Here is a 21,239-nt window from a genome sequence, read left to right on the forward strand (position 1 = left end):
TCACCGGCAGAGCCTCCCCGCCCCGAACGGTGTCGCCGTCCATAGGGGGTGTCGGGAGAGGTACCCCTCGGCACATCGGGGGATGGCGTGAACAGTGGACTTTCTCGCGGCGCGGGGCTCGGACCGGTGGCCGTGGCGGCGCTGACCCTGGGGGTGGCGGGGTGCGGGCCGACACCTTCCCACGCGGCGGCGACGACCGGTACGCCCCTGCGGAACATGTCCGGCATCGCGTCCGGCGGCGGCGCCTGCGTCTTCGTGAAACCGGACGGCGCCCAGAAGCTCGGCCACGTCGGCCGGGGCTTCCGTATCACGGGGACGAACCAGTGGGAGTACGGCGCCGTCGAGAACCCCACCGACAAGCCGTACACCCCGCCCGGCGGCGACATCGGCGCCTGGCACACCACGGGATCGTACGCCCGGATGCTGAGCGACATGTCCCGGGACGCCCTCCCCCGCTCTCGGCTTCGCCGGGCCGCCCAGGACATGGTCCGGCAGGTGGAGGGACGGGGCTTCCTCGTCGGCATCGCCCCGAGGACCGGGAAGCTCACCTCACGGGACTGCCTGAGAAACACGGCGCCCCCGCCCGGAAGGCTCCGGAACGGGGGCACCGTACAAACGGACCAGGTGGCTTACAGGCCGAGCTCGACCTCGAACTCGCCCGCCTCCAGGATCGCCTTGACGGCCGTCAGGTAACGGGCCGCGTCGGCGCCGTCCACCAGGCGGTGGTCGTAGGAGAGGGTCAGGTACGTCATGTCGCGGACGCCGATGACCGTGCCCTCCTCCGTCTCGATGACGGCCGGGCGCTTGACCGTGGCGCCGATGCCGAGGATCGCGACCTGGTTCGGCGGCACGATGATCGTGTCGAAGAGCGCGCCGCGCGAACCGGTGTTGGAGATGGTGAAGGTCGCGCCGGACAGCTCGTCCGGGGTGATCTTGTTCGCCCGGACCTTGCCCGCCAGCTCGGCGGTGGCCTTGGCGATACCGGCGATGTTCAGGTCGCCCGCGTGCTTGATGACCGGGGTCATCAGGCCCTTCTCGGAGTCCACCGCGATACCGACGTTCTCGGTGTCGAAGTAGGTGATCGTGCCCTCGTCGACGTTGATCCGGGCGTTGATGGCCGGGTGGGCCTTCAGCGCCTGGGCCGCCGCCTTCACGAAGAACGGCATCGGGGAGAGCTTGACGCCCTCGCGCGCCGCGAAGGAGTCCTTCGCCTGGCCGCGCAGCCGCATCAGCCGCGTGACGTCGACCTCGACGACCGAGGACAGCTGCGCCTGCTCGTGCAGCGCCTTGACCATGTTGTCGCCGATGACCTTGCGGATGCGGGGCATCTTGACGGTCTGGCCGCGGAGGGGAGAGGCCTCCAGGGTCGGCGTCTTCTTGGCGGCGGCGGCCGGAGCGGCGGCAGCGGCGACGGGCGCCGGAGCGGCTGCGGCGGCCTTCGCGGCCTCGGCGGCGGCGATGACGTCCTGCTTGCGGATACGACCGCCGACGCCGGTGCCCTTGACGGTGCCCAGGTCGACGCCGTTCTCGGCGGCGAGCTTGCGCACCAGCGGGGTCACGTAGGCGCCGTCGTCCGTGGCCTGCGCGGCGGCGGGCGCCAGAGCGGCCGGGGCCACCGGAGCCGGAGCCGGAGCCACGACCGGCGCGGGGGCCGGGGCGGCGGGGGCGACCGGAGCCGGAGCGGCGGCGACCGGGGCGGGCGGTGCGACCGGAGCCGCGGGGGCCACCGGCGCGGGGGCCGGAGCCGGAGCGGCGGCCACCGGAGCGGGTGCCGGGGCGGCCGGAGCCGGAGCAGCCGCCGGAGCGGCACCCGGGGCGCCGACGACGGCGAGCTTGGCGCCGACCTCGGCGGTCTCGTCCTCGCCGACCAGGATCTCCAGCAGGACGCCGGCGACCGGCGAGGGGATCTCGGTGTCGACCTTGTCCGTGGAGACCTCAAGGAGGGGCTCGTCCTCAGCGACCTCCTCGCCGACCGCCTTCAGCCAGCGGGTGACGGTGCCCTCGGTGACCGACTCGCCCAGTGCGGGCAGCACGACGTCGGTACCGGAGGCGCCACCGGCCGGAGCGGCGGCAACGGGGGCGGGCGCGGCCGGGGCGGGCGCCGGAGCCGCGGGGGCCTCGGCGACGGGCGCCGGAGCGGGAGCCGCCACGGGCTCGGCGGCCGGGGCCGGGGCAGCGGCGGGGGCGCCGGTGCCGTCGTCGATCACGGCCAGCTCGGCGCCGACCTCGACGGTCTCGTCCTCGGCCACCTTGATGGAGGCCAGCACACCGGCGACGGGCGAGGGGATCTCGGTGTCGACCTTGTCGGTCGACACCTCCAGCAGCGGCTCGTCGGCCTCGACGCGCTCGCCCTCGGCCTTCAGCCAGCGGGTGACAGTGCCCTCGGTGACGCTTTCACCGAGCGCCGGAAGGGTTACGGAAACCGCCATGGTTTCGGTTGCTCCTTACGAATTGCGGAAGTCTGTGTCGTCGTCCGACCGAGGGGGTCAGTCGTGGGAGTGGAGAGGCTTGCCCGCCAGTGCCAGGTGGGCCTCGCCGAGCGCCTCGTTCTGCGTCGGGTGGGCGTGGATCAGCTGGGCGACCTCGGCGGGCAGCGCCTCCCAGTTGTAGATCAGCTGGGCTTCGCCGACCTGCTCGCCCATACGGTCGCCGACCATGTGGACGCCGACCACGGCACCGTCCTTCACCTGGACGAGCTTGATCTCGCCCGAGGTGTTGAGGATCTTGCTCTTGCCGTTGCCCGCGAGGTTGTACTTCAGAGCGACGACCTTGTCCGCGCCGTAGATCTCCTTGGCCTTGGCCTCGGTGATGCCCACGGAGGCGACCTCGGGGTGGCAGTACGTCACCCGGGGGACACCGTCGTAGTCGATCGGAACGGTCTTCAGACCGGCCAGACGCTCCGCCACCAGGATGCCCTCGGCGAAGCCGACGTGCGCGAGCTGGAGCGTCGGGACCAGGTCACCGACGGCGGAGACGGTCGGGACGTTCGTCCGCATGTACTCGTCGACCAGGACGTAGCCGCGGTCCATGGCGACGCCCTGCTCCTCGTAGCCGAGACCGGCGGAGACGGGCCCGCGGCCGACGGCGACGAGCAGCACCTCGGCCTCGAACTCCTTGCCGTCGGCGAGGGTGACCTTGACACCGGACTCGGTGTACTCGGCCTTCGAGAAGAAGGTGCCCAGGTTGAACTTGATGCCGCGCTTGCGGAAGGCGCGCTCAAGAAGCTTGGAGGAGTTCTCGTCCTCAAGGGGGGCGAGGTGCTTCAGGCCCTCGACGATCGTCACGTCGGCGCCGAAGGACTTCCACGCGGAGGCGAACTCCACGCCGATGACACCGCCGCCCAGGATGATCGCGGACTGCGGCACGCGGTCCAGGACGAGGGCGTGGTCCGAGGAGATGATCCGGTTGCCGTCGATCTCCAGGCCCGGCAGCGACTTCGGCACGGAGCCGGTCGCCAGCAGGACGTGGCGGCCCTGAACGCGCTGGCCGTTGACGTCGACGGAGGTGGGGGAGGTGAGCTTGCCCTCACCCTCGATGTAGTGCACCTTGCGGGATGCGATCAGACCCTGCAGACCCTTGTAGAGGCCCGAGATGACGCCGTCCTTGTACTTGTGGACGGCCGGTACGTCGATGCCCTCGAAGGTGGCCTTGACGCCGAACTGCTCGCTCTCGCGGGCCTGGTCGGCGATCTCGCCCGCGTGGAGCAGAGCCTTCGTGGGGATGCATCCTCGGTGCAGGCAGGTGCCGCCGACCTTGTCCTTCTCGATCAGGGCGACGTCCAGTCCCAGCTGGGCCCCGCGCAGCGCCGCGGCGTAACCGCCACTACCACCGCCGAGGATCACTAGGTCGAAAACGGTGCTGGCGTCGTTCGCCACGTCACGTCCTCCATGCATGTGCGCCGTACGCCGGTCGTCAGTGACCGCGCGGCGGCTGGTGTCCGGCCGCTCTTTCTCCGGCCCTGTGGTGGGGGCCCTGTCCTGCCGAGCCCATCTTCGCACTTGTCCGGGGCCAACGAGACGCCGGGCCGGGGTGTGAGACGCCACACGCTCACTTGAGAGACAGCGGATTGGTGAGACACCTGGGTGCGACCCCCAGGGGCGCGGGGCTGTATCGATATGCAGCTCCGCTGCGGGGCGCGACCGGACCCGCAGTCGCCGCAGAGCTAGGTGCGACCCCCTAGGGGCGCGGGGAACTGCGCGACCGGCCACAACCGACCCGCAGTCGCCCACGCACCTAAAGGCATCGAGCTATTGGGCGAAGAAGGTCAGCCCAGATCCCCCGCCGCGGTCAGCTCCGCAAGCCGCACCAACGTACGCACAGCAGACCCCGTCCCACCCTTGGGGGTGTAACCGAAGGGGCCGCCCTCGTTGAACGCGGGCCCAGCGATGTCGAGATGCGCCCAGGTGATCCCCTCACCCACGAACTCCCGCAGGAACAGCCCGGCGACCAGCCCGCCCCCCATCCGCTCACCCATGTTCGCGATGTCGGCGGTGGGAGAGTCCATCCCCTTACGCAGGTGCTCCGGCAACGGCATCGGCCAGGACGGCTCCCCGACCTCCTCCGCGGCCTCGACAATCGCGGAGCGGAACGCCTCGTCGTTGGCCATCACACCGAACGTCCGGCTCCCCAGAGCCAGAACCATCGCCCCCGTCAGCGTCGCCACGTCCACGATCGCGTCCGGCTTCTCCGCCGACGCCGCCCACAGCGCGTCCGCGAGGACCAGCCGGCCCTCCGCGTCCGTGTTGAGGACCTCGACGGTCTTGCCGCTGTACATGCGCAGCACGTCACCGGGACGGGTCGCGGAACCGGACGGCATGTTCTCGGCGAGCGCCAGCCAGCCGGTGACGTTGACCGCGAGGCCGAGACGGGCGGCGGCGACGACGGCGGCGAACACGGCGGCGGCACCGCTCATGTCGCACTTCATCGTCTCGTTGTGCCCGGCCGGCTTGAGCGAGATGCCGCCCGAGTCGTAGGTGATGCCCTTGCCGACGAACGCGAGGTGCTTGGTCGCGTCGGTGTGCGTGTACGTCAGCTTGACCAGGCGCGGACCGGCCGCAGAACCGGCGCCGACGCCGAGGATGCCGCCGTAGCCGCCCTTCTCCAGGGCCTTCTCGTCGAGCACCTCGACCTTGATGCCGTGCTCCTTGGCCGCGGTCTGCGCCACGGCCGCGAAGGCCTCGGGGTCGAGGTCGTTCGGCGGGGTGTTGACCAGGTCGCGGGCGCGGTTCAGCTCCTCGGTGACCGCCAGCGCACGCTCTACGGCCGCCTTGTACTCCTTGTCGCGCGGCTTGCCGCCGAGCAGGGCGACCTCGCCGAGCGGGCCCTTGCCGTTGCCCTTCGCGTCCTTGCCGTTGTCCTTGTACGCGTCGAAGGAGTACGCGCCGAGCAGCGCGCCCTCGGCGATCGCGCCGGCGTCGGCCGCGTCGGTGAGGGGGAGCGCGAAGGCGGCCTTCTTGGCGCCGGTGAGGGCGCGGGCGGCGACGCCCGCGGCCCGGCGCAGTGCCTCGGCGCCGTAGGCCTCGTCGTCCTCGGGCTCCGGGCCGAGCCCCACCGCGAGGACGAGCGGCGCCTTGAAGCCGGCCGGGGCGGGCAGCTTCGTGATCTCGCCCTCGGCACCGGAGGCGCCCAGGGTCTCCAGGATGCCGGCGAGCCTGCCGTCGTACGCCTTGTCCACGGCGTCGGCGCCCGGTGCGACGACCGGGCCCTTGCCGCCCTTGCCGACACCGATCACGATCGCGTCGGCCCGCAGGCCGGGCGCCGCGGCGGTGCTGAGAGTGAGAGCAGTCACAGTGGTGAATTCTCGCTTCCGATGTGGAGTTGCTGTGGTCGAGCGGGGTGGGTCGACCGGGCCCGACAGCCGACCCTATTTCCGACCTGCGGCGGCGGTAGGCAGGGGGTGCTGGCGAGTGCCCAGGACGAGCCTACGCGCGTCTGCACGACGGCTCATTCACGCCAGGGGTTCACCTGGCGGGACGGAGTGGCCGCTTCTCGATCCTCGCCCCGGATGTCCACCCTCCTCGCCACCACCCCCGTCGTCGCGGTACCGGGCATGGGCGATCATCCTGGGGTACCCGGCCCCACACCGGGAAGCGCTGGCAGCCCCGCCCGGGCGCCGCCCGGCAGTGGCAGCTCAGCGGGCGCCTGGACACCTCCGTGGACGTGCCGGTCTACGACACCGGCGCCTGGGAGGGCTTCCGCCCGGACGCCGGGAAGTTCCCCAAGTCGGCACTGGGCAAGGGCAACGGCTGGAAGGGCGAACGCCGGCTCGACATCCGCCTCGTCGCCAAGCTGGCCCACGCCCGGGGCATGGCGGTCGGCCTGAAGAACGACCTCAAGGCGGTCTTCCACGTCGAGTACGAACTCCCGACCACAAAATTCTGCGCGAACTCCCGCCGCCTGAAGCTGAGTTCGCTGAACATGCCCGAGGGCAGCCAACCCGGGGGCGCGGGGCTGTGACATGTGCGGCTCCGCCGCGCGGGCGCGACCAGCCACCACGCACCCGCACTCACCCACTCAGCGCAAGCACCACGAGCGCAGTCGTAGCAGCAGTCTCCGCAAGCCCCCCGAATACGTCCCCGGTAACCCCACCGAACCGCCGCCGACAGTGCCGCAGAAGAATCTCAGCGACGACGAGTGCCACGACAAGCGCAGGCGCGATCCCGTACATCCTGAGAGCCGACCCGCACGCCCAACCCACGACCACAAGCCCCACCACCAGGCCCAGCGCCCAGCGAACCGGCACAACCCCCGCAACCGCGGCCCCCAGCCCCTCCGGCCGGGCCGCCGGCACCCCCGCACGAGCACCCCAGGTCAACGCGAGCCGTGCGGCGACCGCCGATACGACCGCCGCCCCCGCCCCCCGGGCCCACGAGTCGCCGTACAGCTGCGCCAGCACGGCCACCTGAGCCAGCAGGACGAAGACAAGGCTGAGCACCCCGAACGGCCCGATGTCCGACTGCTTCATGATCCGCAGCGCGTCCTCCGCCGGCTTCCCGCTCCCGAGCCCGTCCGCCGTGTCCGCGAGCCCGTCGAGGTGCAGACCCCGGGTGAGGACGGCGGGTACGGCGACGCCGCCGACCGCGGCGAGCAGCGGGCTCGCGCCCAGGAACAGGAGCAGCAACCCGAGCCCCGCCGCGCAGCCACCGACGACCACCCCGACAACCGGCGCCGCCATCATCCCGGCGCGCGCGGCTTCGCGGTCCCACCGGGTCACCCTCACCGGGAGCACGGTCAGGGTGCCGAAGGCGAAACGGAGGCTGTCGAGGCGCGGGGTCTTGGACACCGGCGCAGGTTACCCGGCGATCAAGGAGAGGCTCCCGGCGGCCGTCGCTAAAGTGCGCATATGGGACATTGGCTGCACCGCAACATCGTCGAGCCGGGCAAACTGCCCCTGCTCCTCGCGCTGACCGCCTTCGTCCTGACGTTCCTCATCACCCGGGTCATCACCCGCCTGATCCGCGCCGGCAAGGGCCCCTTCGGCAACATCAAGGCCGGTGACGTCCACATCCACCACGTCGTCCCCGGAGTCGTACTCACCGTGCTCGGCGGCTTCGGCGCGGTGGCCAGCACGCGCTACGGCGTCGGGTCGGCCCTGTTCGCGATCGTGTTCGGGATCGGCGCGGGCCTGGTGCTGGACGAGTTCGCGCTGATCCTCTACCTCGACGACGTGTACTGGACCGAGGCGGGCCGCAAGAGCGTGGAGGCGGTGGTGCTCACGGCGGCCCTGGTCGGCTTCGTCCTCGCCGGTTTCTCACCGTTCGGCGTCAACGACCTCAGCGCCGCCGAACTCCACGACCGCGCCGGCGTCATCGTCAGCGTCGCGGTCAACTTCCTCTTCTCCCTGATCGCCCTGAGCAAGGGCAAGGCCCGTACGGCGGTCTTCGGTGTGCTGGTCCCGCTGGTCGCCGTCGTCGGGGCGATCCGCCTGGCCCGCCCGGGTTCCCCCTGGGCGAAGCGCTTCTACCGTCGGCGCCGCCACCGGGCCCGGGCCCGTTCCACCCTCCGCGCCTACCACCACGACCGCCGCTGGGCGGGCCCGCGCCGCGCCTTCCAGGACTGGATCGGCGGGAAACCGGATCCGGAGCCGGCGCGGATTCCCGGGCGCCGGTGAGCGCGTCCCACCACGCCCGCCCCGCCGCGCCTAGCTCCCTCGGCGCCGCCGATGCCGTACCGCCGAAGCCAGGCACAACAACCCCACCGCGATGATCGCCGCCAAGTGCTCCTTGCCGGCGAGGTTCCCCTTCAGCATGACCTCGACCGCCATCGCCCCGGTCACCGCCAGCGCCGTCGCGTACGCGCCGTAGCGCCACGCCACGAACACCGCGAGGCCGACCACCGCGGCCGAGGGACCGGTGTCCACGACCAGCCGGTCCGAGCTGGGCAGCCCGAACGGGTTGTCGAAGCCGAGCCAGATGCCCAGCCGGGCGTACAGCGTGCCGGCGAGGGTCGCGGTGTAGGCGATGACCAGGGTGCGCCAGCGGCCGATGCAGATCTCCGCGATGCCGAACACGAAGAGGATCTGCGCCAGCGCGCCCCACACGGGCAGGTCGAGCGCCGGGACGAAGAGGGAGAGCGGGGTGCGCAGGAGCGCCAGCCACAGCGGGTCCTCGGCCCGTACCGCGCCCGCGTCCTGCACGAACTGGTAGCCCCACGACTGGTTCTGCACGACCTGCAGCGCCGCCGTCAGCAGTACCGCCCCGAGCGTCATCGGGATCGCCCACCGGCGCCGCTTCAGCAGCGGCTCGCGCACGGTGACGTAGAGCAGTCCCCATTCGGCGCGGGCCCAGCGGGCGAGGCGGTTCATCTGTGCGTCTCCAGGTGCTTGCGGTGCAGCCACTTCGGCAGTCCCGGCGCCTCCAGGAACCCCTCCGCGCGCGCCGCCGCGAGGCCGATGCGCAGCAGGTCCGCGCTCTTCTCGAAGAGCAGGAACCGGGGTTCCCAGATGGGCCGGTACTTGGCGTTGGCGCGGTACAGCGACTCGATCTGCCACCAGCGCGAGAAGAAGCTGAGGAGTGACCTCCACAGCCGCAGCACCGGCCCGGCGCCGATCCGCGCCCCCCTTTCGAAGACCGAACGGAACATGGCGAAGTTGAGCGAGACCTGGGTGATCCCGATCTCCTGGGCGCGGCGCAGGAGTTCGATCACCATGAACTCCATCAGCCCGTTGTCGGAGTCGCGGTCCCGCCGCATCAGGTCGAGCGACAACCCGCGCGGACCCCACGGCACGAAGGACAGCACCGCCCTCAACTCACCGTCCCCGTCGGTGCATTCGAGCATCACGCAGCGCCCGTCGTCCGGGTCCCCGAGCCGCCCCAGCGCCATGCTGAACCCGCGCTCCGTCGCCCCGTCCCGCCAGTCGTCCGCCCGCTTCAGCAGATACGCCATCTCCTCGGCCGGAATGTCCTCGTGCCGCCGGATCCGCACGGTGTACCCGGCCCGTTTCACCCGGTTGTAGGCCTGCCGTACGGTCCGCATGGCGCGCCCCTCCAGCGTGAAGTCGGCGACCTCGACGAGGGCTTCGTCCCCGAGTTCGAGGGCGTCGAGTCCGTGCCGCGCGTAGACGGTGCCCGCTTCCTCGCTCGCGCCCATGACGGCCGGAATCCATCCGTGAACGCGGGCTTCCGCCAGCCACGGCTCGATCGCGCCGGGCCACGCCTCGGGATCGCCGATCGGGTCGCCGGACGCCAGCGACACCCCGCCCACGACCCGGTACGCGACGGCCGCCTTGCCGGTCGGCGACCACACCACGCTCTTCTCCCGGCGCAGCGCGAAGTACCCGAGCGAGTCCCGCTCGCCCTGCCGCTCCAGCAGTACCCGCAGCTTCTTCTCGTCGTCCTCGGTGAGCGGGTCGACGGCACGCCGGGAGCGGAACGCGGCGTAGAACACGGCGAGGACGAGGATCGTGCTGAGCACGTTGATGGCGACGTTGGCCCAGTTCGGGGTCCAGATCCCGGGGAAGCGGTTCTCCGGGGCGTCGATCGTGACCAGCCGGAACGCGCCGTAGTGCCAGCGCTCCACGAACGTCGAACGGGACGCGTCGTGCGCCTGGTTGGTGACCGTCACCAGCAGCCCGGCCAGCAGCGAGGCGACCAGGGTCCCGCCGACGGCGACGACGGCGGCCAGCCGGGGGTTGGACCGGTCGCCCTTGGCGTAGAACTCCCGCCGCCCCACCAGCAGCGCGGCGACGAAGGCCGCCGTCAGCGCCAGGGAGACCCAGTTCTGCGCGTAGCGCCGGATCTCCGGGAACGACATGGCGAACGCGAACAGCGCCAGGAACAGCCCGCTGACCACCAGGTTCAGGATCCACGCGGCCCGTTTGCGGCGCCGCATGGTGATGGCGAGGAACGCCGTGAACACCCCGGAAGCGAAACCGGCCGTCAGCAGATACGGCGTGAAGAAGTTCTCCTGGTTGTGCCGTCGTACGTCCTGCCCCAGCGAAAACCACGCCGCGCTGAGGAAGTTGATGAACGCGACGGCCCGCAAATACCAGACGGCGAAGGCCGCGGCCCGCCGCGAGGCGCCTGAGCTATGACGTTCTTGAACGGGCCCGACCCGGACATCTCCCATGAAGGAGGATCATATGGGCGTTGCTGCGGCGAACACTTCTTTTCCGTCGCCGCAACGACCGGGCCCACGTTACTTACTCCCGGGGCTTCTCCACGCCGGGCCTCGCCGCCTATCCGTCGGGCTTCTCCACACCGGCCCCCGTCACCTACTCCTCGGGCTTTCCCACACCGGCCGACTTCTCGACGTCGGCGGGCTTCTGCGCGTCGGCTGATGTCCCGGCGGCGGGCTTCTCGACGTCGGCCGGTGTCTCTGCGTCGGTCGGCTTCTCCGGGTCGGCCGGCTCCTGCACGTCGGTCGGCTTCTCCGGGTCGGCTGGCGCCTGCACGTCGGCTGGCGCCTGCACGTCATCGGGCGTCTCGGCGCCGACCGGGTCCTCGGTCTTCTCCGGGCCTGCGGCCGGTTCCTGCCCCGCGGTCTTCTCCGGGCCTGCGGCCGGTTCCTGCCCCGCGGTCCTCTCCGGTCCCACGGCCGCCTCCGGCCGCGCGGCCTGTTCCGACCTCGCGGGACTCTCCGGCTCTGTGGCCCGCTCCGGCCGAGCGGCACCCTCCGGCTCCGCAACGGATACGGGCGGCTCCACGGCAGCCACGGGTTCCGTAGCCGCGTCGGCCTGCGCGGCAGGTACAGGTTCCGCAGCTACATCGGGTTCTGCGGCAGGCACGGGCTCCGCAGCCGCATCGGCCTTCACAGCAGCCGCAGGTTCCGCAGCGACGTCGGCCTTCACAGCAGCCGCAGGTTCCGCAGCGACGTCGGCCTGCGCGGCAGCCGCAGGTTCCGTAGCCGCATCGGTCTCCACGGCAGACACGGGCTCCGTAGCCGCGTCGGCCTCCACGGCAAGCACAGGCTCCGCAGCCGCAGCCGCCTCCACCGTGGCAGGGGAACCCTCCGCCAACTCATCCCGCTTGAGCGGGAGTTCGGCGGCGAGTGCCGCCGCGGCCTGCACCAGGGGCAGCGCGAGCAGCGCGCCCGCGCCCTCGCCGACGGTCACGCCGTGGTCGAGGAGGGGCTCCAGGGCCATCCGGTCCAGCGCCTTCGCCTGCCCCGGCTCCCCGCTGTTCTGCCCGGCCAGCCACCAGTCCGGCGCCCGGAACGCGACCCGCTGGCCCACCAGCGCACAGGCCGCGGCCACGACCCCGTCCAGGATCACCGGCAGCTTCCGTACGGCACTCTGGAGAAGGAACCCGGTCATCGCGGCGAGGTCGGCCCCGCCCACCGTCGCGAGGAGCTGCAACTGGTCGCCCAGCACCGGCCGGGCCCGCCGCAGAGCGTCCCGGATCGCCGCGCACTTGCGCATCCACGCCAGGTCGTCGATCGGGAGGCCGCCACGCCCGGTGACGACGGACGCGTCGGTGCCGCACAGCGCGGCGATCAGGACGGAGGCCGGGGTCGTACCGCCGACGCTCACATCGCCGAGGACCACCAGATCCGTACCGGAGTCGGCTTCGTCGTTCGCGACGGCGACGCCGGCCTCGAACGCGGCCGTCGCCTCCTCCAACGTCAACGCGTCCTCGATGTCGATCCGCCCGCTGCCCCGCCGTACGCGGTGCTTCACGACCTCGTCGGGCAGTGCGCCCGGCTCGCAGTCCAGGGCCATGTCCACGATCCGTACCGGCACCCCGAGCCGCCGGGCGAGCACCGCCGCCGGGCTGCCGCCCTCCAGGACCGAGCGCACCAACTGGTCGGCGCTGCCCGCCGGTCGGGCCGACACGCCGAGCGCGGCGACCCCGTGGTCACCCGCGAACAACACGACACGCGGCCGTTCGACCGGCCGTACCGGCACGGCGCCCTGCGCCGCCGCCAGCCACTCACCCAGGTCGTCGAGTCGGCCCAGCGACCCGGGCGGCACGATCTGACGTTCACGCCGCGCCTCGGCGTCGCGCCGCACACCGCCGTCGGGGCGCTCGATCAGGTCGGTGAAGTCGTCGAGATTAAGCGAGCTCATTCGCCGAACAGTACCGGCAGCGATCGCACGCGACAGAGCCACATGGCCACCACGCGCCCCGGACGTCCTTGCCCTCAAGATCGAGATCCCGTACGTATCGTTTTGCACCGTTTTGCCGTACGTCTCCGGGAGCCGCCCATGAACAGCCTGCGCACCCGCGTCAGCACGCGCGTCAGCGCCCTCGACGAACGCCGCCGCCACCGGGCACTGGCCCGCGCGATCCTGCGGCTCCTCCCCGAACCGGAGAGCTGGCTGGACATCGGCACGGGCGACGGCCACTTCCCCGAGACGGCGAAAGAACTCTTCCCCTACACGTCCTTCGACGGCCTCGACCCCACCCCACGGGTCGTCCGGGCCCGCGCGGCCGAACGCATCGAGGAGGCCTACGCCGGCCACCTCACGGACCCGCACATCACATCCGCCCTGCACGCCCGCTACGACGTCGTCAGCCTCCTCCGCGACCGCTCACCCGCCCCCGACCCCGAGGCCGAACTCCAGGCGGCCCTCGCGGTCCTGCGCCCCGGCGGCCTCCTCCTCATGGAAGGCCGCCCGGACGACCTGCGCGCCCAACTGGTCCCCCAGGACTGCGAGATCGTCACCGAACACCGAGGCTTCCAGGACCGGCTCCCGCCCCCGCAACGGATCATCGCCCGCAAAAACCACCAGCCGTGACCGCCCTAGCCGCGCAGCTTGAGCGCCTGCCCCGCCACCACCAACAACACGTGCTCGCACTCACCGGCGATCGCGGCGTTCAACCGCCCCAGCTCGTCCCGGTACCGGCGCCCGGACGCGGTCGCCGGCACGATCCCCGAGCCCACCTCGTTCGACACGGCGACGAGGGTCCGCCGCGTGGCACGCACGGCCGCCGTCAACTCCCGTACCCGCTCCCGTAGTTGCTTCTCCCCGCCGTCCCCCCACTCCGTGTCGTCCCAGGCCCCCACGGAGTCCATCGCGTCCGTCAGCCACAGCGACAGACAGTCGACGAGCAGCGGCGGCCCGTCCTCGGCCAGCAACGGCACCAGGTCGCACGTCTCCGCCGTACGCCACGAGCCCGGCCGCCGTTCCCGGTGCGCGGAGACCCGGGAGGCCCACTCGGTGTCCCCTTTGCGCGAGCCGCCGGTGGCGACGTACAGCACGTCAGGGAAGGCCTCCAACCGCCGCTCGGCCTCCGCCGACTTCCCGGACCGCGCCCCGCCAAGGACCAGCGTCCGCCGCGGCACATCGGGCACGTCCTCGTACACCCCCACGGTCAGCGTCGTCCCGTCCGGCACGGCCCGCGCCCCCACGGCCGCCAGCCGCCGCGCCAACTCGGCCCCCGGCGCCACATCGTGATCGAGATGCACGGCGACGACATCGGTGGTCGGCCCCATCGCCCCCACCGCCCGCAGCTTGGCGAGCGCGTCCGGCCGCCCCACGACATCGGCGAGCACCATGTCGTACGAGCCGCCGTTCCCCTCCTCCAACCCGGCCGGCGCGCCCCCCGGCGGCAGATACAGCACCCGCTGCCCGTCGGGGCCGGTGACGGCGTACCCGGTACCGGGCGCGTCCATCGCCACCGCCCGCACCCGATGCCCCGTCAGCAGCGCCAGCTCCCGCCCGTCCGGCACCCGCCCCGGCTGCGGCAGCCCCGCCGGCACCTCCACCGGCGGCCCGTCGTGCGGATGCGACAACAACACCTGCCGCACACCTCCGAGCGAATGCCCCGCCCGCGCGGCGGCAAAGGCCGCCCCCGGCGTCAGATCGAGCAACAGCGTCCCGTCCACGAGCACGGCGGTAGCAGCCCGAGCATCCACCCCGAGCGAAACGGCACAGGCCGCACAGGGACAGTCGAGGCGGGGGAGTCCAGCGGGGGCACCGGTGCCGAGCAGAGTGAGTTCCACGGGCTGATTTTCGCCGTTCACCGGTGAACATGCGCGCCCTGGTCCCACATAGGGGCGCGGGGCTGTGACATGTGCGGCTCCGCCGCGGGGCGCGATCAGCCCCCACCGGCCCGCAGACCAAGAACTTCCGGAACATGATCACGGCCAACCCGGCGGAGCGCATACGCTGCTGGTCTGCATACGCTCAGACCTTGGAGGCGTACATGGCGGCATGGATCTGGCGGTTCGAGAAGTCCGACGGGACCGAGGTCGAACCGGCGGTACAGCCGGAGGAGTTCACCACACAGGGCGACGCGGAGTCCTGGCTCGGCGAGATCTGGAAGGACCTCGTCGCAGGCGGCGCGGACCAGGTGTTCCTCTTCGAGGACGGCACGCAGATCTACGGTCCGATGAGCCTGCACGCCGAGGACGCGTAACCCGTCGTAGGCCAAAGAGGTCGGGGGCGGCCGGAGAATCACCGGCCGCCCCCGCCTCGTTCCCCATTCCGCGAGTGTCTCTTTGGGGTGAATATCCGGCCCGCACTGCCCACCCGAACGGATGTGCGATCAGCCCCGCACGCCGCACAGATGCAGCAGCGCGGCCACCGCCCGATACGGATCCGTCCGCCCCGCCCGCTCCTCGGCGGCCAGCAGCGGCGCGAGGTCCGCCGGGATCTCGACGCCCTCGGAAGCGGTGTCGGTGAAGACCCGCACCCCGTACCAGGACTGCAACGGCGCCCCGATCCCCGCCAGCGTAGCGGTGAGGGTGTCCAGCCGGTCCGCCCGCACATCGAGGCCCAGCCGGTTGCGATAGGCCGTCGAGTCGAACGCGGTCAGCGCGCCCGCCCAGTCCCAGGAGAGTCCGGGCCGCATCGCCAGCGCGTCGGCGTTCCGCACGAGAAGCGACAGCAGGCCGCCCGGCGCCAGCATCCGCGCAAGACCCGCGAGCAGCGGATCGGGCTCGGACACGTACATGAGTACGCCATGACAGAGCACGACGTCGAAGCTGCCCGGCAGGAAGTGCACGCCCGTGTCCCGGCCGTCGCCCTCGATGATCCGCACCCGCTCCCGGATGCCCTCGGGCTCGCCGGACAGCGCCTCGCGGGCCGCGGCGATCATCCTCGGTTCCTGTTCCAGCCCGGTCACCTGGTGTCCGGCCCGGGCCAGCCGCAGCGCCTGCGTGCCCTGGCCCATCCCGACGTCGAGCACCCGCAGCCGCTGCCCGACGGGATACCGGCCGGCTATCTGCTCGTCGAGCTGCCGGGCCACCAGTTCCTGTCGTACGACATCCCGCAGCCCGCCCAGCCTGCTCAGCCAGGCGTCCGCCGCGCCCCCGGAGAAGGAGTCCGCGCTCAGGGCTTCTCTCCGCGCTTGACCAGCGGCTTCGGCAGCCGGAGTCGACGCATCTGGAGGGAGCGCATCAGCGCGTAGCGGACCGTGCCCTTGGTGTTCTGGCCCGGGAAGCGCTCGGCGAGCAGCTTGCGCAGCCGGAACGCGCTCCAGAAGGAGTCGACCACGATCAGCACGATCACCACGAGCCACAGCAGCAGCGCGATGCTCTGCAGCGCGCCCACCCGCACCACGCTGAGCACGAGGATCACCACGGCCAGCGGCAGGAAGAACTCGGCGATGTTGATGCGCGAGTCGACGTAGTCACGCCCGAACCTGCGGACCGGGCCCTTGTCACGCGCGGGCAGGTACCGCTCGTCACCGGTGGCCAGCGCGGTGCGCTGCCTCTCCATCGCCGCACGCCGCTCGTCGCGCTGGCGCTTGGAGGCGTCCTTGCGCGTCATCGAGGTGTTGGCGACGCTCCGGCGCTGGGTCTGCGACTCACTGCGCTTGGGCGTGGGCCGACCCTTCGGTGCCTGAGGGTCTCGGGGCTGCTTGGAGTCGGTCGGCGACGCCTTGTCGGCGGTCGCGGCCTTCTCTTCCTTGGAACGGCTACGGAACACAAAAGCCAAGCTTACGGGGTGGACGGGGTTGGACCCCAGTCCCCTGGGGAACGATCCGGCAACACCGGTCGTCTGTAGGGGGACAAGGGGAACGCTGCAGACGGTCGGCCCGGGCGCTGATCCGGGTGGTTGTCCGGAGAGGTACCCGGGGTGTTACCCGGGGAACACCTACTCCTTACGCCGGAGCGGGACCGTAGGCAGTCGTCCTTGGGGATGACCGCATCAGTCCCCGAACAGTGCGGTAATGGATGCAGGGCCCGTACTGTGGGTTCTGTTGCAGTCGCTGGAGCTGGAGTCCGTCAGAAGGGGGCGCGCGAAGCCCATGAGCGGTGTCATGAAGCGTATGGGGATGATCTTCCGCGCGAAGGCGAACAAGGCCCTTGACCGGGCCGAGGACCCGCGCGAAACCCTCGATTACTCGTACCAGAAGCAGCTGGAGCTGCTTCAGAAGGTGCGCCGGGGAGTGGCCGACGTCGCCACCTCCCGCAAGCGTCTGGAGCTCCAGCTCAACCAGCTGCAGTCGCAGTCCTCGAAGCTGGAGGACCAGGGCCGCAAGGCGCTCGCCCTCGGCCGTGAGGATCTGGCCCGCGAGGCACTCTCGCGCCGCGCCGCGCTCCAGCAGCAGGTGACGGACCTGGAGACGCAGCACACCACCCTCCAGGGCGAGGAGGAGAAGCTCACCCTCGCGGCCCAGCGCCTCCAGGCCAAGGTGGACGCCTTCCGTACGAAGAAGGAGACCATCAAGGCCACGTACACGGCGGCCCAGGCGCAGACCCGGATCGGCGAGGCCTTCAGCGGCATCTCCGAGGAGATGGGCGACGTCGGGCTCGCGATCCAGCGCGCCGAGGACAAGACCCAGCAGCTCCAGGCCCGCGCCGGCGCCATCGACGAACTGCTCGCCTCCGGCGCCCTCGACGACCCCACCGGCATGGCCAAGGACGACATCCAGGCCGAGCTGGAACGGCTGTCGGGTGGTACGGATGTAGAGCTGGAACTCCAGCGCATGAAGGCGGAGCTGGCCGGCGGCTCGTCGGCGCAGCAGCAGGCGATCGAAGGCGGCAAGGACCAGTCCCAGTCGCAGTCGAATGCGTCGGCTCAGCCGCAGGACACTCCGCGCTTCGACAAGCAGTGACCTGATGTGACGGCCCACGCCTGAGGAGGGCGACATGATCGTACGGATCATGGGGGAGGGGCAGGTGAGGCTGGCCGACAGCCACCTCACCGAGCTGAACAAGTTGGACGACGTACTCCTGACGGACATACAGAACGGCGACGGCCCCGCCTTCCGGCAGACCCTCCAGGCCCTCCTGGCCAAGGTCCGCGAGCTGGGCGAGCCCCTGCCGGACGACTCCCTGGAGCCGTCGGAACTCATCCTCCCGGCCGAGGACGCGACCCTGGAGGAGGTCCGGGACCTGCTGAGCGACGACGGCTTGATCCCGGGGTGACCGCTCCTTTGTGCGCATTTCAGCGTCGGCCGGCACAATCCAGCCCGTCCGGCGTTTGAGGACCAGGCCCCTCCAGGGCCTAAGGGGGGTCTGGGGGCGCAGCCCCCGGGAGGGACGCCATACGGTGCCAGAATGAGCGTTCTCGACCGAGCCCGCTGCCAAGCGAAGGCGCACCCCTCCGCGCTGGACGCGGCCCTCGCCGCCGCAGTGCTCGTGTGCATGGTGGCCGGGTCGTTCGTGGACCCGCACGGAGGGCACGGCGTCAGCTGGGGCATCCGCACCCCGGACCCGCTCAGCCTGGTCATGATGACGGTCGGCGCCGCCGCGCTCGTCTTCCGCCGCTACGCCCCCATGACGGTCCTCGCCGTCACCGGCACCGCCTCCCTCGTCGAGAGCGTCACCAGCGACCCCCGCGCCCCGGTCGCGATGGGCGCCGTGGTCGCCCTGTTCACCGTCGCGGTCACCACCGACCGCGCCACCACAATCCGGGTCGGTCTGCTCACGATGACCGTGCTGACCGGCGCCGCGATGCTCGGCGGCCCCCTCCCCTGGTACGCCCAGGAGAACCTCGGCATCTTCGCCTGGACCGGCATGGCCGCCGCCGCGGGCGACGCCGTACGCAGCCGCAAGGAGTTCGTGCACGCCATCCGCGAGCGCGCCGAACGGGCGGAACGCACCCGCGAGGAGGAGGCCCGCCGCCGCGTCGCCGAGGAACGCCTGCGCATCGCCCGCGACCTGCACGACGTCGTCGCCCACCACATCGCCCTGGTCAACGTCCAGGCCGGCGTCGCCGCGCACGTCATGGACAAGCGCCCCGACCAGGCCAAGGAAGCCCTCGCCCACGTCCGCGAGGCCAGCCGCTCCGCGCTCAACGAACTCCGCGCCACCGTCGGCCTGTTGCGCCAGTCCGGCGATCCCGAGGCCCCCACCGAACCGGCCCCGGGCCTGGACCGTCTCGAAGAACTCGCCGGCACCTTCCGCAGCGCGGGCCTGCACGTCGAGGTCGCCCGCGCGGACAACGGCACCACCCTCCCCGCCGCCGTCGACCTCGCCGCCTACCGCGTCATCCAGGAAGCCCTCACCAACGTCCAGAAGCACGCCGGTACGGAGGCGAAGGCCGAGGTCAGCGTCGTACGTGTGGGCCCGAACGTGGAGGTCACCGTCCTCGACAACGGCTCCGGCGAGGACGAGGACCCCGACTCCGGCGGCGGCCACGGCCTGCTCGGCATGCGCGAGCGCGTCACCGCCCTGCGCGGCACCCTCACCACCGGTCCCCGGTACGGGGGCGGCTTCCGCGTCCATGCGATCCTGCCCGTCAAGACCCGCCCACGCGCTTCGGGGGACCCCGTATGACGACGATCCGTGTCCTGCTCGCCGACGACCAGGCCCTGCTGCGCAGTGCCTTCCGCGTACTCGTCGACTCCGAGCCCGACATGGAGGTCGTGGGAGAGGCCTCGGACGGCGCGGAGGCCGTACGGCTGGCGAAGGAGCAGCGGGCCGACGTCGTGCTGATGGACATCCGGATGCCCGGCACGGACGGCTTCGCCGCCACCCGCATGATCAGCGCCGACCCGTCCCTCGCCCACGTCCGGGTGGTCATCCTGACGACGTTCGAGGTCGACGACTACGTCGTGCAGTCGCTGCGCGCGGGCGCCTCCGGCTTCCTCGGCAAGGGCTCGGAACCCGAGGAACTCCTCAGCGCGATCAGGGTCGCGGCGGCAGGGGAAGCCCTGCTGTCCCCGGTGGCGACCAAGGGCCTGATCGCCCGCTTCCTCGCCCAGGGCGGCGCGGCGGACGACGACCGCGACCCCGCCCGCGCCGAACGCCTCGAAGCCCTCACCGTCCGCGAACGCGAGGTCCTCGTCCAGGTCGCCGGCGGCCTCTCGAACGACGAGATCGCCGAACGCCTCGAAGTCAGCCCGCTGACGGTGAAGACCCACGTCAACCGCGCCATGTCCAAACTGGGCGCCCGCGACCGGGCCCAACTCGTCGTCATCGCCTACGAGTCGGGGCTGGTCCGGCCGCGGGTGGAGTAGAACTGAGACGTCTACGGCAGCGCCAGCATGCGCTCCAGCGCCAGCTTGGCGAACGCCTCCGTCTCCTTGTCCACCTCGATGCGGTTGACCAGGTTGCCCTCGGCGAGGGACTCCAGGGTCCAGACCAGGTGGGGGAGGTCGATGCGGTTCATCGTCGAGCAGAAGCAGACCGTCTTGTCGAGGAAGACGATCTCCTTGCCCTCGGGCGCGAAACGGTTCGCGAGCCGTCGTACGAGATTCAGCTCGGTGCCGATGGCCCACTTGGAACCGGCCGGAGCGGCCTCAAGTGCCTTGATGATGTACTCCGTCGACCCGACGTAGTCCGCCGCCGACACGACCTCGTGCTTGCACTCGGGGTGGACGAGGACGTTGACCCCGGGGATGCGGGCGCGGACGTCCTCGACGGACTCCAGCGAGAAGCGGCCGTGCACCGAGCAGTGGCCGCGCCACAGGATCATCTTGGCGGCGCGCAGCTGGTCGACGGTCAGCCCGCCGTTCGGCTTGTGGGGGTTGTAGAGGACGCAGTCCTCAAGGGACAGGCCGAGATCCCGCACCGCGGTGTTGCGGCCCAGGTGCTGGTCGGGAAGGAACAGGACCTTCTCGCCCTGCTCGAAGGCCCACTCAAGGGCCCGCTCGGCGTTCGAGGAGGTGCAGATCGTGCCGCCGTGCTTGCCCGTGAACGCCTTGATGTCCGCGGACGAGTTCATGTACGAGACGGGCACGACCCGCTCGGCTATGCCGGCCTCGGTCAGCACGTCCCAGCACTCGGCGACCTGCTCGGCGGTGGCCATGTCGGCCATCGAGCAGCCGGCCGCGAGGTCCGGCAGGACGACCTTCTGGTCGTCGCCGGTCAGGATGTCCGCGGACTCCGCCATGAAGTGCACACCGCAGAACACGATGTACTCGGCCTCGGGGCGCGCGGCGGCGTCCCGGGCCAGCTTGAAGGAGTCGCCCGTGACGTCGGCGAACTGGATGACCTCGTCGCGCTGGTAGTGATGGCCGAGCACGAAGACCTTGTCACCGAGCTTCTCCTTGGCCGCACGGGCCCGCTCGACCAGATCCGGGTCGGACGGCGAGGGCAGGTCACCGGGACACTCGACGCCGCGCTCGCTCCTCGGGTCGGCCTCACGGCCGAGAAGCAGCAGGGCGAGGGGCGTCGGCTGTACGTCGAGCTCCTGGGTCTGGGCGGTGGTCACGACACGCACCCTTTCTTTTCTGACAGACAAGCCTTTTCGTCGAATTGACGTTATCTATCATAACTGCTTCACGTCAGTTTGACGATGCCCATAGCGTCGATGTGACATCAATCCCGGTACGCGCTCGGAGTTCGCTCGGAGTTCGCTCAGCGGGGGACCTTGCGGGGGTGTGCGAGCATGGAGAGAGGTGCCGGGGGAAAGACACCGGGCGCGGCCCGGAATGAATCCACGGCCCCGGCGGTTGACA

At 71.3% G+C, this 21,239-nt stretch carries 19 protein-coding genes and 1 pseudogene; 9 read left to right on the forward strand and 11 right to left on the reverse strand.

What is annotated here, in order from left to right; translation table 11 throughout:
* Positions 1-87 precede the first annotated feature (87 nt).
* A complete protein-coding gene (locus ACIQBL_RS24880) occupies positions 88-693 on the forward strand; it encodes a hypothetical protein (protein WP_401945132.1) in 606 nt (201 codons plus the stop codon).
* Here ACIQBL_RS24880 and sucB read toward each other — a convergent pair.
* The 3 genes from sucB to ACIQBL_RS24895 all read right to left on the reverse strand — a co-directional run bounded on the left by sucB (position 630) and on the right by ACIQBL_RS24895 (position 5,788).
* Entirely contained in the window at positions 630-2,429 is a 1,800-nt protein-coding gene (sucB, locus tag ACIQBL_RS24885) for a 2-oxoglutarate dehydrogenase, E2 component, dihydrolipoamide succinyltransferase (RefSeq protein ID WP_401945133.1), read from the reverse strand. The two genes, ACIQBL_RS24880 and sucB, sit on opposite strands and share 64 nt — an antisense overlap.
* A gap of 57 nt (positions 2,430-2,486) precedes the next feature.
* Positions 2,487-3,875, reverse strand: a complete 1,389-nt coding sequence (gene lpdA / locus ACIQBL_RS24890; RefSeq protein WP_401945134.1) for a dihydrolipoyl dehydrogenase — start codon at positions 3,873-3,875, stop codon at positions 2,487-2,489.
* Between the two features lie 389 nt (positions 3,876-4,264).
* On the reverse strand, positions 4,265-5,788 hold the full coding sequence (locus ACIQBL_RS24895; protein ID WP_401945135.1) for a leucyl aminopeptidase: 1,524 nt from the start codon (positions 5,786-5,788) through the stop codon (positions 4,265-4,267).
* Between the two features lie 203 nt (positions 5,789-5,991).
* Between ACIQBL_RS24895 and ACIQBL_RS24900 the strand changes: the two genes are divergently transcribed.
* Complete coding sequence (locus ACIQBL_RS24900; protein WP_401945759.1) at positions 5,992-6,456, forward strand: hypothetical protein; 465 nt, start codon at positions 5,992-5,994, stop codon at positions 6,454-6,456.
* Between the two features lie 49 nt (positions 6,457-6,505).
* Here the strand turns inward: ACIQBL_RS24900 and ACIQBL_RS24905 are convergent, their stop codons facing one another.
* Positions 6,506-7,282 carry an adenosylcobinamide-GDP ribazoletransferase gene (locus tag ACIQBL_RS24905; RefSeq protein ID WP_401945136.1) on the reverse strand — a complete coding sequence of 259 codons (777 nt, stop codon included), beginning with the start codon at positions 7,280-7,282 and terminating at the stop codon, positions 6,506-6,508.
* A gap of 60 nt (positions 7,283-7,342) precedes the next feature.
* On the opposite strand from ACIQBL_RS24905, the gene ACIQBL_RS24910 reads away from it, so the two are divergent.
* Positions 7,343-8,110: a hypothetical protein gene (locus ACIQBL_RS24910; RefSeq protein ID WP_401945137.1), complete on the forward strand. Its 768-nt coding sequence runs from the start codon at positions 7,343-7,345 to the stop codon at positions 8,108-8,110.
* 30 nt (positions 8,111-8,140) lie between these two features.
* Here ACIQBL_RS24910 and ACIQBL_RS24915 read toward each other — a convergent pair whose 3' ends face one another.
* From ACIQBL_RS24915 to cobT, 3 genes and pseudogenes are all read right to left on the reverse strand, one after another.
* Positions 8,141-8,803, reverse strand: a complete 663-nt coding sequence (locus ACIQBL_RS24915) for a hypothetical protein (RefSeq protein ID WP_401945138.1) — start codon at positions 8,801-8,803, stop codon at positions 8,141-8,143.
* The gene (locus ACIQBL_RS24920) at positions 8,800-10,566 is read right to left on the reverse strand and encodes a phosphatidylglycerol lysyltransferase domain-containing protein (protein ID WP_401945139.1); all 1,767 of its coding nucleotides are present in this window, start codon (positions 10,564-10,566) and stop codon (positions 8,800-8,802) included. The genes ACIQBL_RS24915 and ACIQBL_RS24920 overlap by 4 nt, the downstream gene beginning before the upstream one ends.
* 859 nt (positions 10,567-11,425) lie before the next feature.
* Positions 11,426-12,505, reverse strand: a pseudogene (gene cobT / locus ACIQBL_RS24925) (nicotinate-nucleotide--dimethylbenzimidazole phosphoribosyltransferase); the annotation flags it as partial.
* Positions 12,506-12,643: 138 nt separating this feature from the next.
* Between cobT and ACIQBL_RS24930 the strand changes: the two are divergent.
* Entirely contained in the window at positions 12,644-13,177 is a 534-nt protein-coding gene (locus ACIQBL_RS24930) for a class I SAM-dependent methyltransferase (RefSeq protein ID WP_401945140.1), read from the forward strand.
* Positions 13,178-13,182: 5 nt separating this feature from the next.
* Here ACIQBL_RS24930 and ACIQBL_RS24935 read toward each other — a convergent pair whose 3' ends face one another.
* Positions 13,183-14,385: a bifunctional adenosylcobinamide kinase/adenosylcobinamide-phosphate guanylyltransferase gene (locus ACIQBL_RS24935; RefSeq protein WP_401945141.1), complete on the reverse strand. Its 1,203-nt coding sequence runs from the start codon at positions 14,383-14,385 to the stop codon at positions 13,183-13,185.
* Positions 14,386-14,588: 203 nt separating this feature from the next.
* On the opposite strand from ACIQBL_RS24935, the gene ACIQBL_RS24940 reads away from it, so the two are divergent.
* Entirely contained in the window at positions 14,589-14,801 is a 213-nt protein-coding gene (locus ACIQBL_RS24940; RefSeq protein ID WP_401945142.1) for a hypothetical protein, read from the forward strand.
* Between the two features lie 129 nt (positions 14,802-14,930).
* Here ACIQBL_RS24940 and ACIQBL_RS24945 read toward each other — a convergent pair whose 3' ends face one another.
* Complete coding sequence (locus ACIQBL_RS24945; protein ID WP_401945143.1) at positions 14,931-15,632, reverse strand: class I SAM-dependent methyltransferase; 702 nt, start codon at positions 15,630-15,632, stop codon at positions 14,931-14,933.
* Positions 15,633-15,715: 83 nt separating this feature from the next.
* Positions 15,716-16,354, reverse strand: coding sequence for a DUF3043 domain-containing protein (locus ACIQBL_RS24950; RefSeq protein ID WP_401945761.1), 639 nt, complete (start codon positions 16,352-16,354; stop codon positions 15,716-15,718).
* 283 nt (positions 16,355-16,637) lie between these two features.
* Between ACIQBL_RS24950 and ACIQBL_RS24955 the strand changes: the two genes are divergently transcribed.
* The 4 genes from ACIQBL_RS24955 to ACIQBL_RS24970 all read left to right on the forward strand — a co-directional run bounded on the left by ACIQBL_RS24955 (position 16,638) and on the right by ACIQBL_RS24970 (position 19,796).
* A complete protein-coding gene (locus ACIQBL_RS24955; RefSeq protein ID WP_401945144.1) occupies positions 16,638-17,447 on the forward strand; it encodes a PspA/IM30 family protein in 810 nt (269 codons plus the stop codon).
* Between the two features lie 34 nt (positions 17,448-17,481).
* Positions 17,482-17,760 (forward strand): hypothetical protein, encoded by a 279-nt coding sequence (locus tag ACIQBL_RS24960; RefSeq protein WP_401945145.1) that lies wholly within the window; start codon positions 17,482-17,484, stop codon positions 17,758-17,760.
* Between the two features lie 132 nt (positions 17,761-17,892).
* On the forward strand, positions 17,893-19,113 hold the full coding sequence (locus tag ACIQBL_RS24965; protein ID WP_401945146.1) for a sensor histidine kinase: 1,221 nt from the start codon (positions 17,893-17,895) through the stop codon (positions 19,111-19,113).
* Positions 19,110-19,796, forward strand: a complete 687-nt coding sequence (locus ACIQBL_RS24970; RefSeq protein WP_401945147.1) for a response regulator — start codon at positions 19,110-19,112, stop codon at positions 19,794-19,796. Before ACIQBL_RS24965 ends, ACIQBL_RS24970 begins: the two co-directional genes overlap by 4 nt.
* Before the next feature lie 11 nt (positions 19,797-19,807).
* Here the strand turns inward: ACIQBL_RS24970 and nadA are convergent, their stop codons facing one another.
* Complete coding sequence (nadA, locus tag ACIQBL_RS24975) at positions 19,808-20,992, reverse strand: quinolinate synthase NadA (protein ID WP_401945148.1); 1,185 nt, start codon at positions 20,990-20,992, stop codon at positions 19,808-19,810.
* Positions 20,993-21,239 lie beyond the last annotated feature (247 nt).

Origin of the sequence: Streptomyces sp. NPDC088350, assembly GCF_044753545.1 — a bacterium.
In the GTDB taxonomy this organism is placed as follows: Bacteria; Actinomycetota; Actinomycetes; order Streptomycetales; family Streptomycetaceae; genus Streptomyces.

Bases quoted from the DNA above. Each gene is read 5' to 3' on its own strand.
- sucB (WP_401945133.1), bottom strand. From the start codon at position 2,429: ATGGCGGTTTCCGTAACCCTTCCGGCGCTCGGTGAAAGCGTCACCGAG.
- ACIQBL_RS24910 (WP_401945137.1), top strand. From the start codon at position 7,343: ATGGGACATTGGCTGCACCGCAACATCGTCGAGCCGGGCAAACTGCCC.
- ACIQBL_RS24915 (WP_401945138.1), bottom strand. From the start codon at position 8,803: ATGAACCGCCTCGCCCGCTGGGCCCGCGCCGAATGGGGACTGCTCTAC.
- ACIQBL_RS24920 (WP_401945139.1), bottom strand. From the start codon at position 10,566: ATGGGAGATGTCCGGGTCGGGCCCGTTCAAGAACGTCATAGCTCAGGC.
- ACIQBL_RS24930 (WP_401945140.1), top strand. From the start codon at position 12,644: ATGAACAGCCTGCGCACCCGCGTCAGCACGCGCGTCAGCGCCCTCGAC.
- ACIQBL_RS24940 (WP_401945142.1), top strand. From the start codon at position 14,589: ATGGCGGCATGGATCTGGCGGTTCGAGAAGTCCGACGGGACCGAGGTC.
- ACIQBL_RS24955 (WP_401945144.1), top strand. From the start codon at position 16,638: ATGAGCGGTGTCATGAAGCGTATGGGGATGATCTTCCGCGCGAAGGCG.
- ACIQBL_RS24960 (WP_401945145.1), top strand. From the start codon at position 17,482: ATGATCGTACGGATCATGGGGGAGGGGCAGGTGAGGCTGGCCGACAGC.
- ACIQBL_RS24965 (WP_401945146.1), top strand. From the start codon at position 17,893: ATGAGCGTTCTCGACCGAGCCCGCTGCCAAGCGAAGGCGCACCCCTCC.
- ACIQBL_RS24970 (WP_401945147.1), top strand. From the start codon at position 19,110: ATGACGACGATCCGTGTCCTGCTCGCCGACGACCAGGCCCTGCTGCGC.